Below are 12,914 nucleotides of genomic sequence, written 5' to 3' on the forward strand. Positions count from 1 at the left end.
GGGCCGTCGGTCGTTCCGCCGGGCACCCCGGACCGCCGCACCCGCGCAACCTGAGCGCGTCGCACCGACGGCTCCCGGCAGACCGCGGCTACCCTCGAACCGATGTCCCTCCCGCCCGACGACCGCCAGCTGCCCGACCCGTCCGACCGTTCCCGTGAACCGCGCCACGCGGCTCCCGTGACGGCCGGGGTCAGCCCGGGCAGCACCTTCGCGCCCATCAGCCTGCGACCCGCGGTCGACGTCGACGCCGTGCACCAGCGGCTCCGCGACCTCGGCCAGAGCCGCAGCACCGACGCCCTCGCCGAACGGGCCGAGCTGCTCCGTCTGCTCGGTCGTCTGGACGAGTCGCTCGTCATCGCGGAAGAGGTGTTCCGTCTCGCGATGTTCACCGGGGAGCGCCAGGACAAGGTCGCCGCACGGATCCGTCGTGCGCACGTCCTGCACGACCTGGGGCGCCACGACCGCGCCGCCAACGAAGCCGCCATGGCCCGCGACACCGCCGCCACCGAGGAGTGGCCGGAGCTCGAAGGTGCCGCCGCCGAGATCGAGGGCTGGTCGCTGTTCGAGAACGACCGCTTCGACGAGGCGCGCGCCGCCCTGTCGCGGGCCTACCAGGCCTTCCGCCAGGCGGGGGCGCCGTCGGAGCGCACCGACGCCCTGCGCACCGCGGTCGAGGCCGCGATGCGTGCCGCCATCACGCACCCGGCGGAACCGTCGGACAAGCCCCGGACGGCCCGCGAGGTCGCCGCCCGTCGCGCCGAGGACGACGAACCCGTCACCCGCGTCGCCGAGCCGGTGAAGCAGGTCCCGCCGATCCGCCGTCGCGTGCTCGGTGCGCCCGACGCCGCGCGGACCGAGGCCGACGACATCTGGGGTCGGATCGCGGCCCGGGCAGCGAAGAAGGGCCAGGCCGACCCGCGCGCCGAGCAGTGACCGCGCTCGAGACCGTCCGGCTCCGCGCCGAGGCCCTGATCGCAGAACACCTCGGCGCCGGCACCTGGGCGTTCGGGTTCGACCACGCGAAGACCCGCGCCGGCCAGTGCGACTTCGCGCGGAAGCGGATCACCGTGAGCCGTCACCTGGCCACCCGGTTCTCCGATCACGACGTCGAGCAGGTCCTGCTGCACGAGGTCGCCCACGCCCTCGCCGGCGCACGGGCGGCACACGGACCGAAGTGGAAGCGCACGGCCGCGTCGATCGGGTACACCGGCTCCCGCCTGCACGACGGGCCGATCGCCAGCGAGCTCGCACCGTGGATCGGCAGCTGCCCCGCGGGCCACGAGCACTTCCGGTACCGCACCCCCACACGCCCCCTGGCCTGTGCCCGCTGCTCCCGACGGTTCGACGCCCGGAACGTCATCACCTGGCGGCGCCGGACCGCCGACGACGACGCGGCCACGATGGCGTCGAATACCGCATGAGGTGCCCGACGCACGGAGGCGCGCCGGTAACCCGTTAGCCTGGGCGGATGCACACGGGGCAGCACATCCGCACGGACGCCGGTTCCTCCTGGTTCTTCGACGCCGGACGGATCGCGCTCGACTTCGCGCACACGGGTGGCTTCGCCGACGACTCCGCCGGACGACGCCCGCGGTCGCAGCTCGGCGAACTGCTCGCGAGCCCGGCCGACCTGGACGAGTGGCTCAGCGAGCACACCGAGCCGATCGACGTCGGCGCCAGCGGCCGCGAGCTGCAGGACGCCCGCGCCCTGCGCGCCGCGATCGCCCGGTTGGCCGTCGCCGCCGCCCCCGCGCCGGCGAGCACGGCCGCCGAGCGCACCGCCGTGGCGGCGGGCCTGCGCGCCGGAGCCGGCCGCACGCGCCCCGCGCCCGACGACATCGACACCGTCAACCTGTTCGCCGCCCTGCCGGACGTGCCCCCGAGCCTCCCGGGTGGCCGACGCCGCGCCGGAGCCAACCGGGTCCGCCTGGCCCAGGCCCTGTCCAGCGTCGCGCGCGACGCCGTCGCGCTCTTCACCGAGGTCGGCTTCGACGACGTCGAGGCCGACGGCCGCCCGACCCGGCTGAGCCGCTGCTCGGCCGAGGACTGCGGCCTGGTGTTCTACGACTCGTCGCGCGGCGGGACCCGGCGCTGGTGCTCGATGCAGCGGTGCGGCAACCGGGCGAAGGTCCGGGCGCACCGCGCCCGCCGCGCTGCGGAGTGAGCAGGCACTGAGCACGGCCTGACCGCTTCCCGTCCGCCCTCTGCGAGCGGTCACGACACCCCGCTCACCACCGCCGCGCGGTCACCAACCGTCGCCCGACGGCCTCGCAGCCGACCGGTCGTGACCAGCCGACGCAACGCAAGCGACGAGTCGCGACCAACCACCGGCCGGGAGGCGCGTGGCAGCGCCGCCACGGGCCTCCCGTCCGCCTTCCGCGAGCGGTCACGACACCCCGCTCGCCTCCGCCGAGCGGTCACCAACCGTCGCCCGACGGCCTCGCAGCCGACGGATCGCGACCAGCCGACGGATCGCGACCAGCCGACGCGACGCAAGCGACGAGTCGCGACCAACCGGCCGCACAGGAGGCGCGTGGCAGCGCCGCCACGGGCCTCCCGTCCGCCTTCCGCGAGCGGTCACGACGCCCAGCCCATCTCTGCCGAGCGGTCACCAACCGTCGCTCGACGGCATCCCAGCCGACGGATCGCGACCGCCCGAGGCACGCTCACGGGCGTGGTGGCCACCGAACGCAGCATCGGCGAAGAAAAAGATTCGGCGCCCCGAATCCTCTGGCAGGATCGGTGCATGACCGACACTGCCAGCACCCGGCTCGACGAGCGCCCGCCCGGTGCCCCGCGTCGTCGTGCAGCCGGCCTCACCCTGCTCGGACCGGCCTTCGTCGCAGCCATCGCCTACGTCGACCCGGGCAACGTCGCCGCCAACCTGACCGCCGGGGCCGAGTACGGCTACCTGCTGCTCTGGGTGCTCGTGGCCGCGAACGCCAGCGCCGTGGTGGTGCAGTACCTGTCCGCCAAGCTCGGGGTGGTGACGGGCAAGTCGCTGCCCGAACACCTGGGCCTGCGGATGCGGCGCGCGCCGCGCCTGCTGTTCTGGGGCCAGGCCGAGATCGTGGCGGCAGCGACCGACATCGCCGAGGTCATCGGCGGCGCGCTGGCCCTCTACCTGCTCTTCGACCTGCCGCTCGTGGTCGGCGGGATCATCACCGGGCTCGTCTCGATGCTGCTGCTGACCCTGCACAGCCGCCGGGGCACGCGCCTGTTCGAGACCGTGGTGACGGCGATGCTCGCGATCCTGACGGTGGGCTTCTGCGCCGGGCTGCTGTTCGCCCGCGTCACACCCGCAGACCTGGTCGCCGGGCTCGTGCCGCGGTTCGAGGGCGCCGGGTCGGTGCTGCTCGCGGCCTCGATGCTCGGCGCGACCGTGATGCCGCACGCCGTGTACCTGCACTCGGCGCTCGCCCGGGACCGTCACGGGGACGTCCCCGCCGGGCCGGAGCGTCGCCGGGTGCTCGTCGCGACCCGGTGGGACGTCGGGCTCGCCCTGATCGTCGCGGGTGGGGTGAACATCGCGATGCTCGTCCTCGCCGCGGCCACCCTGCCGGGCGTCGCGGGCACCGACTCGATCCCCGGGGCGCAGCGGGCCATCGCCGAGAACGTGGGCCCGGTCGTCGGGGTCCTCTTCGCCGTCGGACTGCTGGCGTCCGGACTGGCCTCGACCTCGGTGGGCTGCATGGCCGGAGCGGAGATCATGCAGGGGCTGCTGCACGTGCGGATCCCGCTGGTGGCCCGGCGGGCGATCACCCTGGTGCCCGCGATCGTGCTGCTCGCGCTGCACATCGACGCGACGATGCTGCTCGTCGTCAGCCAGGTGGTGCTGAGCTTCGGGATCGCCTTCGCGATCGTGCCGCTCGTGGTCTACACGTCACGGCGGAGCGTGATGGGCACCGACGTGAACGCCGCGATCACCCGCGTGGTGGCGTGGGTGATCGCGGCGGTCATCGTGGCGCTCAACATCGCGCTGGTGGTGCTCACCCTGACCGGCTGAGGCACACCGGTCAGGGCGCGGCGGTCGTCACGCGACGACCTGGACGTCCTTCCAGAACGCGACGTAGCCCGAGTAGTCCTTGCCGACACGCTCGAACGACGACGGGATCGGCGTCGGGTACGACCACGCGCGGTCCTGCAGCGCCTGGCCGTCCACGTTCACCGTGAAGTACTGGGTGTCGCCCTTCCACGGGCAGTGGTACTGGGTGGGGCTCTCGGTGAAGAGCTCGGTCTTCACGCTCGACGGCGGGAAGTACCAGTTGCCCTCGATCTTGATGAGGTCCTCTTCCGGGGCCTCCGCGATCACCGTGTCGCCGACGACTGCCTTCATGGCGTTGCTCCTTCGCTCGCTGGTTCCGTGACGGGGCGAACGCTACGCGCGCTCCCCCGATTCCCGCAGGACGGGCAGGTCGGGGCCTGCGGCGAGCGCCGCGTGCACGTCGTCCCGGCTCAGGACGGCGGCTCCCTCGGACGCGCTGACCAGGTGCCGCACGGCACGGCGGAGCCCCGTGTACGCCGCGCAGGCCGCAGCGGCCTCGGGTGAGGTGTGGTCGATGCCGACCTCGGTGAGTGCGTCGACGACGGCTCCGGCGGCGAGCAGGTCCTCGACGGCAAAGTCGGGTGCGTCGGCGACGTCGACGGACTCCCCCGCCGCCTCGGCCGCGTCGTCGAGGGTCGCGGTGTGGTGCAGCCCGGCGGCCACGATCGCGACGACGCATCGGTCACCACGTGCGGCCTGGAGGCCCGTCACCCGTTCCGCGACCGCCGCCGCGTTGCCGAGGTGGCCGAGCACGACCTCCGGACCCTCCGGCAGCTGGGCGCTCACGTTCCGGAGCGCGCGCCGCTGCGCGGCGGCGTCGGGGCTCGGCGGCAGGGCGTCGACCCAGACGAGCAGGTGGGTGCCGTGGGCGATGCGTGCCGCGCCTCCGGGACCCCACGCGAACCGGACCTGGTACTTCTCCTGGGTGCGTTCTGCCACGTCCGTCACGATAGCTGTCCGGGCGATGCTGTCCCTCTCCACAGGGTCGCCGTCCGACCGGGTTCCGCCAGGGTCGGCGACCGTAGGATGCATGGTCATGGAGATCGCCCCCGTGCCCACACTGACCGGCGACCGTGTGACCCTCGAGCCCCTCGGGCAGGAGCACGCGGAAGACCTGCGGGCGGCGGTCGCGGACGGCGATCTGTGGCGCACCTGGTACACCTCGGTGCCCGCTCCGGCACAGGTCGAGGCCGAGATCGACCGGCGGCTCGCCGAGCACGAGGCCGGCCGCATGGTGCCCTTCGCCGTGCGGGACCGCCCGACCGGGCGGGTGGTGGGCGCGACGACCTTCATGAACATCGACACGGGCAACCGTCACGTCGAGATCGGCAGCACGTTCCTGGCGAAGTCTGCCCAGCGCTCGGGGATCAACACCGAGTCGAAGCTGCTCATGCTCTCGCACGCGTTCGAGGCGTGGCAGTGCATCGCGGTCGAGTTCCGCACCCACTGGCACAACCTGCAGTCGCGCGCGGCCATCGCGGGCCTCGGCGCCAAGCAGGACGGCGTGCTCCGGAACCACGCGATCGGCCGAGACGGCACCCTGCGCGACACCGTGGTCTTCTCGGTCATCGCGTCGGAGTGGCCGGCCGTCCGGCTCGGACTGGCCGAGCGGCTCCGCCGGCACGACCGCGCCGAGGGGTCCCGCCGCCGGTCGGCCCGGCACGCCTGATCCCCGCGCCGCGACGGGTGCGATGCCCGCATGGGCGACGCACGGAGCAGCGCCCAGCCCGCGGGCGTAGCGTCACCGGCATGCACGTCGGCCTCCGGATCGTCCTCGACGCGCCGGTCGAGGCCGTGCGCGACGCCCTGCTGTCCCCGTCCGTGATGGTGGCGGTGACGAAGCCCTTCCTGGCCTACCGCTCCCGCGATCCGCAGGGGTTCCCCGAGCGGTGGGAACCCGGTCACCCGCACCCGATCACCGCGGACGCCTTCGGCCTGGTGCCGAGCGGCGACACGCACGTCGACCTCGACCTGTACGAGGTGCAGGGGGTCCCCGTGCAGCGCGACAACGGCGGTGGCACGTCCGGGCTGTTCGGCCGGATGACGATGTCGCACCGGATGGCCGTCCTCCCCGCACCGGGTGGCCGGACCCTGCTGCTCGACCGCCTGACCTACCGCATGCGACCGGCCGCCCTCGGCCTCGCCCTGTGGCCCGGCATGTGGGTCATCTGGCAGTGGCGGGCGTTCCGGATGCGTGCCCTCGCGCCCACCTGGCGGACCGACGGCGCGTGACGCGACGCGGGTCGGGCCTCCCGTCCACCGCGCAGCGGGCGTAGCCTCGTCCACGTGAGCCAGACGCGCCCCCAGGAGCCGACGACCGACGACCGTGTGCGCAGCACGCTGGCGACGACGGATTGGCGGCGGATGACGTTCGACCTGTACCGCCGTGTCCGCGCGACGCCGGACCCCCAGACGGCGCACGCGCTCTGGCGGGAGACCCGCGACGCGATGTTCGCGGAGCACCCGGCGTCGCCGCTGCTCGACGAGGACGCCCGCGACTTCGAGTCCCTGCCGGTGCCGGACTACGACCCCGCCTGGCGCTTCCAGGTCCGCATCGAGGCCACGGAGCCCGCCGACTTCGACTTCGAGACCGGCACCGACGGCGTCGTCCACTTCGACCGCCTCGGCCTGGTGCGGGTCCCCGGTGTCGGCACCCTCGACGTCTGGAAGCACGGCGGCTACGCGGGCGGGGTGTTCGTGCCCGTCAAGGACGCCAGCGCCGGCAAGGCCCGCGGCACCTACGGCGGCGGCCGCTACCTGCTCGACACCATCAAGGGCTCGGACCTGGGCGGCGACGACCTCGGGTCGCTCGTGCTCGACTTCAACTTCGCCTACAACCCGTCGTGCGCGTACGACCCAGCGTGGGCGTGCCCGCTCGCGCCTCCGGGCAACACCGTGCCGGTCCCGATCCCCGTCGGCGAGCAGTACGACTTCTAGGGTGGAACGCATGACAGGACTCGTCGCCCTCGACGTCGGCGGCCGCGTGCCCCCGTTCGAGCAGGTCCGATCGCAGATCGCCGCGCAGATCGCCGCCGGGTACCTGGTGGACGGCGAACGGCTGCCGAGCGTGCGGGGGCTGGCGGACGAGCTCGGCCTCGCCGCCGGCACCGTCGCGAAGGCCTACCAGCTGCTCGAGGAAGCCGGGCTCGTGCACACCGCACGGGGCGCCGGCACCCGGGTGGTGCGGCCGGCGGCGGTCCCCGACGCCGTGGCCGAGGCCGCTCGTGCCCTGGCCGGCGCGGCGCGCTCGGCGGGGCTGTCGGCGGACCAGGCCGCGACCGCGTTGCGCGAGGCCTGGCCGGCGTAGGGCTGCGCGGGGCTGGCCCGGCTGGCTGGCGCTTCCGGGCGTACCCGGTCGTTCCGGGCGTACCCCGTCGGGAGTTCCGACCCGCTCCGCCCGATTCGACCAGGCATCGCACGCGTTCTGGGAAGGAACGCCCGAGCGATCAGCAGCGCTTGTAGACGTACGCGTCGTCCTTCGGGGTCACCAGGTCGCGGTCGCGCAGGATAGTCATGGCCGGACGGCTCTTCAGCGTGCACACCGACCCCCACGAGCGCTTGAGGGTGTCCGAGTACTCCACGTCGATGACCCGCCCGCCGTAGGCCTTCGTGTACGCCGCGCACTCCCGGTACTGCACGCACTCCTCGGCGACGACGAAGTCGAACCCGGTCTGCTTCCGGCCGGACGCCCCGAGCTGCGGTGTGTTCTTCTGCCCGACGGCCAGGCCGTGCCGGTGTCCCTTGGCGACGAGCGACTTCGCGAGCGCCAGGTTGCCGGACCGGGTGAGCCGCTTGCCACTGCGGGTCCAGGAGTCGAGGTTGTCGAACTCGACCGCGTCGAACCCGCGGTCAGCGCAGCGGGCAACGGTCTTCGCGAGCACCTTCGTGATCAGGGCACGCTTGGCCGCCGTCCGGGTGTCGAGGAGCATCTCGTCGGGCCACCCCGGGTCCGAGACCGGCTTGCCAGCGCGGTCGCGGAGGATCGCCGACGGGTAGGACTTCTTCCAGGTGCGGGCGGCCTCGGGCTGCGTCTGGAACCCGTTGACGTAGCAGATGTTGTACTTGCCCTTCGCCGGGCGGTCGGTGCTGTCGCGCTCGACGATCGTGACACCGGACGGCGGGGTGTAGCCGCCGCCGAGCTGGTAGTCCACACGGCCCGAGGTCGGCAGGTTCCGGTAGCTGGCGGCCGCGCTGGTCGTCGCGGCCTCGGCGCAGCCGGCGGTGCCGAGGACGGCCACCAGGGCCATCGCGGTGGTCAACAGGACGGTTCGCATGCGCACCCCGGAATCCTCGCATGCGCGGGGCGAACCACCCGGCCCTCGCTGATCCGGGCATGTGCACGCTATGCTGGTCGTACTCGAGGCGCCGATCGCCTCGTGCGTCGTACGGACGCCCCGAACTCCCGACCACCTGTCTCCGGACTCCGGTCGATGATCGAGCACCTCACGAAGGTGCCCAGGCTTCTCTGCTGCGGCGACTGCGCCAGCCACATCCGTTGGCGCGCATCCCGCCCGCGCGCTGCCTCGCAAGTGCGCCCACAGCCGGCTCGCTCCGGCTCGAAAGGTCACCATGACCACCGAAGACATCCGTTTCTCCGACCTCGGCGTCCCCGCGCCGATGGTCTCCGTCCTCGCCGACCAGGGCAAGGACATGGCGTTCCCCATCCAGGCGGACACGCTCCCGGACTCCCTGCAGGGCAAGGACGTCCTGGGCCGCGGCCGCACCGGCTCCGGCAAGACCATCGCGTTCGCGATCCCGCTGGTCGCCCGCCTCGCCGCCAGTGGCCGCAAGCGCCGCGCCGGTCGCCCCCGCGCGCTGGTGCTCGCCCCGACCCGTGAGCTCGCGACGCAGATCGACGTCGCGCTCGCCCCGCTCGCCAAGGCCATGGGCCTCAACACCACGACCATCTTCGGTGGCGTCGGTCAGGGTCGTCAGGTCGACGCCCTGCGCGGCGGCGTCGACGTCGTGGTCGCCTGCCCGGGTCGCCTCGCCGACCTCATGCAGCAGGGCCACGTGAACCTGGGCGACATCGAGGTCACCGTCCTCGACGAGGCCGACCACATGGCCGACATGGGTTTCCTGCCCGGCGTCACCAAGATCATGCAGGCGACCCCCGAGAAGGGACAGCGTCTGCTGTTCTCCGCCACACTCGACAACGGTGTGGACAAGCTCGTCAAGAAGTTCCTGCACAACCCGGTGATGCACTCCGTCGACGAGGCGAACAGCCCCGTCGAGGCGATGACCCACCACCTGTTCGAGGTCGCCGACGCCGACGCGAAGAAGCACCTCGTGAGCGCCCTCGCCTCGGGCAACGGTCGCCGCATCCTCTTCATGCGCACGAAGCACCACGCCAAGCGCCTCGCCAAGCAGCTCAGCAGCCAGGGGATCCCGGCCGTCGACCTGCAGGGCAACCTGTCGCAGGGCGCCCGTGAGCGCAACCTCGCGAAGTTCTCCTCCGGTGAGGCCCTCGTGCTCGTCGCCACCGACGTCGCCGCCCGTGGCGTGCACGTCGACAACGTCGAGCTCGTCGTCCACGTCGACCCGCCCACCGAGCACAAGGCGTACCTGCACCGCTCGGGTCGCACGGCGCGCGCCGGTTCGTCCGGTGACGTCGTCACGGTGACGATGCCCGCCGAGCGTCGCGACGTCGCGCAGATGATGCGTGCGGCTGCGATCAAGGTCACGCCGCAGCACGTCACCTCGACCTCCGCCGCGGTCACCGCGCTCGTCGGCGAGGTCGCCCCGATCCGCCACGTCGCCGAGGAGCAGCCCACCCAGCAGCGTCAGCCCAAGCAGCGCTCTGCCGAGTCCGCCGGTGACGGTGGCGGTCGTCGCCGTGGTCGCGGCGGTCGGTCGGGAGGCGCGGCGCAGCCCGCACGCTCCGGTTCCGCTGGCGAGTCCGCCGGTTCGGCCGGGGGCCGTCAGGGCCGTCCGGCCCGTGGCGCGCGTTCCGAGGGCGCCGGGCGCTCCGGCGCCGCGGCCGCCGGTTCGACCGGTGGTCGCCGCAGCGGCGGCAACCGCCGCTCCGGCAGCGGTGACGTCGTGCGCGGCGGCTCGTCGGCCGTCTGGTCGTCCGAGGGCGGCTACGCCGCGGGTCGGTCCGGCAACGAGTCGGGCGGCAACCGTCGTGGTGGCTCGCGCCGCGCCTCCCGTCCGGCCGGCGCTGCGGACCGCCACTGAACCACCCGCTCGACCCGCGCGGTCTGAGCCCGTCGGCCTGAGCCCGTCGGTCTGAGCCCGGCGGTGCTCGCAAGACACCGGTGTTCACGTTTCGCACCCCCGCATCCCGGGGTGTGATCCGCGAACACCGGTGTTTTGCGTGAAGGCGGGGGCCAAACCTTGGCGGGGGCTGGGGGTGGGGTACCCCGGCGGGCGTACGGTCTGCTTCAACGGATGCCGCGCAAGCGGCTGACGGGGAACACGTCCGCTTCTGGAAGGAGTGCCTATGGCTGGCATCGATGACATCAAGAACGCCGCTGAGAAGGCGGCAGGCAAGGTCAAGGAAGCCGTCGGGAACGCGACCGACAACGACCGCCTGAAGGCCGAAGGCCAGACCGACCAGGGCAAGGCCTCGGCGAAGCAGGGCGTCACTGACGTCAAGGACGCCGCGCACGGCGTCGCCGACAGCTTCAAGAACGACAAGCACTGAAGCCGGTTCGCGACCGCGCTGCGAAGCCCCCGGATCCGATCGGATCCGGGGGCTTCGTCGTGCGCGCGGGGCTTCGTCGTGCGCTGGGTACGACCGCCCCCGTCGGGCTAGTGCAGGGCGCCGACCGACGCGAGACCGGCCCGGAGCAGGGCGCCGCGGCCGCCTTCCATCTCGTCGGCGACGGCGTCGGACGCGGCTTCCATCGGGCTCATCCACGTGAGTTCGAGAGCGTCCTGCCGGGGCTCGCACGTCCCCGTGACCGGGACGACGTAGGCCAGCGAGATCGCGTGCTGCCGCTCGTCGGTGTACACCGAGGCGCCGGGCAGCGGGAAGTACTCGGCCACGGTGAACGGGGCCGGGCTCGAGGGCAGCTGCGGGAACGCCATCGGCCCGAGGTCCTTCTCCAGGTGGCGGAACAGTGCGGTGCGGATCGACTCGCCGAACATCACGCGACCGGACACCAGGGTGCGGGCGATCGAACCGCTCGGGGAGACCCGCAGCAGCACCCCGACCTCGGTCACGACACCGAGGCCGTCGGTGCGGACGGGGACCGCTTCGACGTAGCAGATCGGCAGACGACGGCGGACGTTCGCGAGCTCCTCGTCGGACAGCCAGCCGGAGTCGGGATCGGGGGTGCGCAGCGAGGACATGCACCGTGTCTACCAGGGACGGCAGCGAGTTCGGCGGAAGGCGCGGGAGTTGGGGATGGTTAGCGTTGTCCACATGATCGATGCGGACCTGGTGCAGTGGACACGGAGTGCCTCGGACCGGCGGGGCACACCCCTGCTCGTCGCGATGCACGGGGTGGGGTCGAACGAGCACGACCTGCTCGGACTCGCCCCCGCGCTGCCGCCCGCGTGGACCGTCGCCTCGCTCCGGGCACCGATGCCGTGGGGGCCCGGCTTCAGCTGGTACCCGCTCGGCACCCCCGGCTCCCCCGCGCCCGAGGCGGTCGACGCCGCGGTCGACGAGGTGCTCGACTGGATCGACTCCGTCGCCGCAGACCACCCGCGGATCGGACTGCTCGGGTTCTCGCAGGGCGGCTCGATGGCGCTCCAGCTCCTGCGGGCACGGCCCGCGGCCTTCGCGTTCGCGGTGTCGCTGTCGGGGTTCGTGGTGCCGGGCGTCACGGATTCGCGTGACGAGGCCGTCTCGGCTGTGCGGCCGAGGGTCTTCCTGGGGCACGGCGACCTCGACCCGGTGATCCCGCCCGAGGCCACCGTTCGGACACAGGTGTGGGCCGCGGCGCACACCGACGTGACCGACCGGACCTACGCGGGCCTGCCGCACGCGGTGTCGACGGCGGAGCTCGCGGACGTGGCGGCCTTCGTCGACGCCGGGTAGGCGCTGCGCGCGCTTCGTGAGCACGAATGGTCGGGTCCGACGCGCGGACCCGACCACAGCTGCTCACGATGTGCAGGCAGACAGGAGGCCCGGTGCCAGCTGGCACCGGGCCTCCTGTCCGTCGTGGGTGACGTCCGTCAGTCGGCGAGGATCTGGAGCAGGTCCTTGCGGAGCTGGTCCACCTTGGCCGTGGCCGCCTTGGCCTGTTCCTCGGTCGCGGTGCTGCGGTACATGTGCAGGACGCCCATGGTCTTCCGGAGCGCCTCGAAGAACTCGCGCTGGGCGTCCGGGATGCCAGGGGCCCCGTCGAGTGCCGCGGCGATCTCGTCGGCCTTGGCCTCGGTCTCGGCCTTGCCGGCGTCGGTGAGTTCGAAGAGCGTCTTGCGACCGTCGCCGGACGAGACCACGAGGTCTTCGTCGACGAGCTGCTGGAGCGTCGGGTAGACCGAGCCGGGGCTCGGCTTCCAGGCGCCGCCGGTGCGCTCGGCGATGGTCTTGATCACGGCGTAGCCGTTCTGCGGGCCCTCGGCCAGCAGGCCGAGGATCGCGAGTCGGACGTCGCCGCGGCGACGGCGTTCGCGGCCGAAGCCGGGGCCGCCGAATCCGGGACCGAAGCCCATGCCCGGGCCGAAGCCGGGGCCGAACCCGCGGCCACCGAAGCCCCGGCCGCCGTGGTCGTGGTCACCGCGGTCGCGGCCGGGGAAGCCGGCGCCGTGGTGCTGCCGCGCGCCGCCGAAGCGGGGGCCGCGCGGGCCGAACCCGCGCTGGTCGCGGGGGGACGTGTTGCTGTTGTCGTCATACGAGGGGCGCATGAGGAGTCCTTTCGTCGTGCTGAGTCGGCTCGCGACCGGTCTGACCTGATCGTCTTCGTCGTAT

Annotated in this window: 16 protein-coding genes; 11 read left to right on the forward strand and 5 right to left on the reverse strand. The window is 73.0% G+C overall.

Annotation, left to right across the window (positions count from 1 at the left end):
* Nucleotides 1-102 precede the first annotated feature (102 nt).
* From BOSE127_RS02630 to BOSE127_RS02645, 4 genes are all read left to right on the forward strand, one after another.
* A complete protein-coding gene (locus tag BOSE127_RS02630; protein WP_052481644.1) occupies nt 103-933 on the forward strand; it encodes a hypothetical protein in 831 nt (276 codons plus the stop codon).
* Nucleotides 930-1,421, forward strand: coding sequence for a SprT-like domain-containing protein (locus tag BOSE127_RS02635; protein ID WP_159556131.1), 492 nt, complete (start codon nt 930-932; stop codon nt 1,419-1,421). The genes BOSE127_RS02630 and BOSE127_RS02635 overlap by 4 nt, the downstream gene beginning before the upstream one ends.
* Nucleotides 1,422-1,468: 47 nt before the next feature.
* Entirely contained in the window at nt 1,469-2,164 is a 696-nt protein-coding gene (locus tag BOSE127_RS02640) for a CGNR zinc finger domain-containing protein (protein WP_056072072.1), read from the forward strand.
* A gap of 582 nt (nt 2,165-2,746) precedes the next feature.
* Nucleotides 2,747-4,006 (forward strand): Nramp family divalent metal transporter, encoded by a 1,260-nt coding sequence (locus tag BOSE127_RS02645; RefSeq protein WP_017885856.1) that lies wholly within the window; start codon nt 2,747-2,749, stop codon nt 4,004-4,006.
* A gap of 27 nt (nt 4,007-4,033) precedes the next feature.
* Here the strand turns inward: BOSE127_RS02645 and BOSE127_RS02650 are convergent, their stop codons facing one another.
* Together BOSE127_RS02650 and BOSE127_RS02655 are read right to left on the reverse strand one after the other, a co-directional pair.
* Nucleotides 4,034-4,336 (reverse strand): DUF427 domain-containing protein, encoded by a 303-nt coding sequence (locus BOSE127_RS02650; protein WP_017885855.1) that lies wholly within the window; start codon nt 4,334-4,336, stop codon nt 4,034-4,036.
* A gap of 42 nt (nt 4,337-4,378) precedes the next feature.
* A complete protein-coding gene (locus tag BOSE127_RS02655) occupies nt 4,379-4,984 on the reverse strand; it encodes a 2-phosphosulfolactate phosphatase (protein ID WP_031259161.1) in 606 nt (201 codons plus the stop codon).
* Between the two features lie 91 nt (nt 4,985-5,075).
* Between BOSE127_RS02655 and BOSE127_RS02660 the strand changes: the two genes are divergently transcribed.
* From BOSE127_RS02660 to BOSE127_RS02675, 4 genes are all read left to right on the forward strand, one after another.
* Nucleotides 5,076-5,714, forward strand: a complete 639-nt coding sequence (locus tag BOSE127_RS02660) for a GNAT family N-acetyltransferase (RefSeq protein WP_017885853.1) — start codon at nt 5,076-5,078, stop codon at nt 5,712-5,714.
* Between the two features lie 80 nt (nt 5,715-5,794).
* Complete coding sequence (locus tag BOSE127_RS02665) at nt 5,795-6,277, forward strand: hypothetical protein (protein ID WP_159556132.1); 483 nt, start codon at nt 5,795-5,797, stop codon at nt 6,275-6,277.
* Nucleotides 6,278-6,409: 132 nt separating this feature from the next.
* On the forward strand, nt 6,410-6,982 hold the full coding sequence (locus BOSE127_RS02670) for a DUF1684 domain-containing protein (protein ID WP_056072354.1): 573 nt from the start codon (nt 6,410-6,412) through the stop codon (nt 6,980-6,982).
* Between the two features lie 10 nt (nt 6,983-6,992).
* Nucleotides 6,993-7,352, forward strand: a complete 360-nt coding sequence (locus BOSE127_RS02675) for a GntR family transcriptional regulator (RefSeq protein ID WP_031259158.1) — start codon at nt 6,993-6,995, stop codon at nt 7,350-7,352.
* 139 nt (nt 7,353-7,491) lie between these two features.
* Here BOSE127_RS02675 and BOSE127_RS02680 read toward each other — a convergent pair whose 3' ends face one another.
* Nucleotides 7,492-8,319: an endo alpha-1,4 polygalactosaminidase gene (locus BOSE127_RS02680; protein WP_236559495.1), complete on the reverse strand. Its 828-nt coding sequence runs from the start codon at nt 8,317-8,319 to the stop codon at nt 7,492-7,494.
* 295 nt (nt 8,320-8,614) lie between these two features.
* On the opposite strand from BOSE127_RS02680, the gene BOSE127_RS02685 reads away from it, so the two are divergent.
* Nucleotides 8,615-10,225 carry a DEAD/DEAH box helicase gene (locus tag BOSE127_RS02685; protein WP_017885848.1) on the forward strand — a complete coding sequence of 537 codons (1,611 nt, stop codon included), beginning with the start codon at nt 8,615-8,617 and terminating at the stop codon, nt 10,223-10,225.
* 265 nt (nt 10,226-10,490) lie between these two features.
* Nucleotides 10,491-10,694 (forward strand): CsbD family protein, encoded by a 204-nt coding sequence (locus BOSE127_RS02690; protein WP_017885847.1) that lies wholly within the window; start codon nt 10,491-10,493, stop codon nt 10,692-10,694.
* Nucleotides 10,695-10,801: 107 nt separating this feature from the next.
* Here BOSE127_RS02690 and BOSE127_RS02695 read toward each other — a convergent pair whose 3' ends face one another.
* Nucleotides 10,802-11,344, reverse strand: coding sequence for an NUDIX hydrolase family protein (locus BOSE127_RS02695; RefSeq protein ID WP_017885846.1), 543 nt, complete (start codon nt 11,342-11,344; stop codon nt 10,802-10,804).
* A gap of 73 nt (nt 11,345-11,417) precedes the next feature.
* Between BOSE127_RS02695 and BOSE127_RS02700 the strand changes: the two genes are divergently transcribed.
* Nucleotides 11,418-12,038, forward strand: coding sequence for an alpha/beta hydrolase (locus tag BOSE127_RS02700; RefSeq protein WP_017885845.1), 621 nt, complete (start codon nt 11,418-11,420; stop codon nt 12,036-12,038).
* Nucleotides 12,039-12,175: 137 nt separating this feature from the next.
* On the opposite strand, the gene BOSE127_RS02705 is transcribed toward BOSE127_RS02700, so the two are convergent.
* Nucleotides 12,176-12,850, reverse strand: coding sequence for a PadR family transcriptional regulator (locus tag BOSE127_RS02705; protein WP_017885844.1), 675 nt, complete (start codon nt 12,848-12,850; stop codon nt 12,176-12,178).
* Nucleotides 12,851-12,914 lie beyond the last annotated feature (64 nt).

The sequence above is a fragment of the Curtobacterium sp. 8I-2 genome (assembly GCF_902506155.1).
GTDB lineage: Bacteria > Actinomycetota > Actinomycetes > Actinomycetales > Microbacteriaceae > Curtobacterium > Curtobacterium poinsettiae.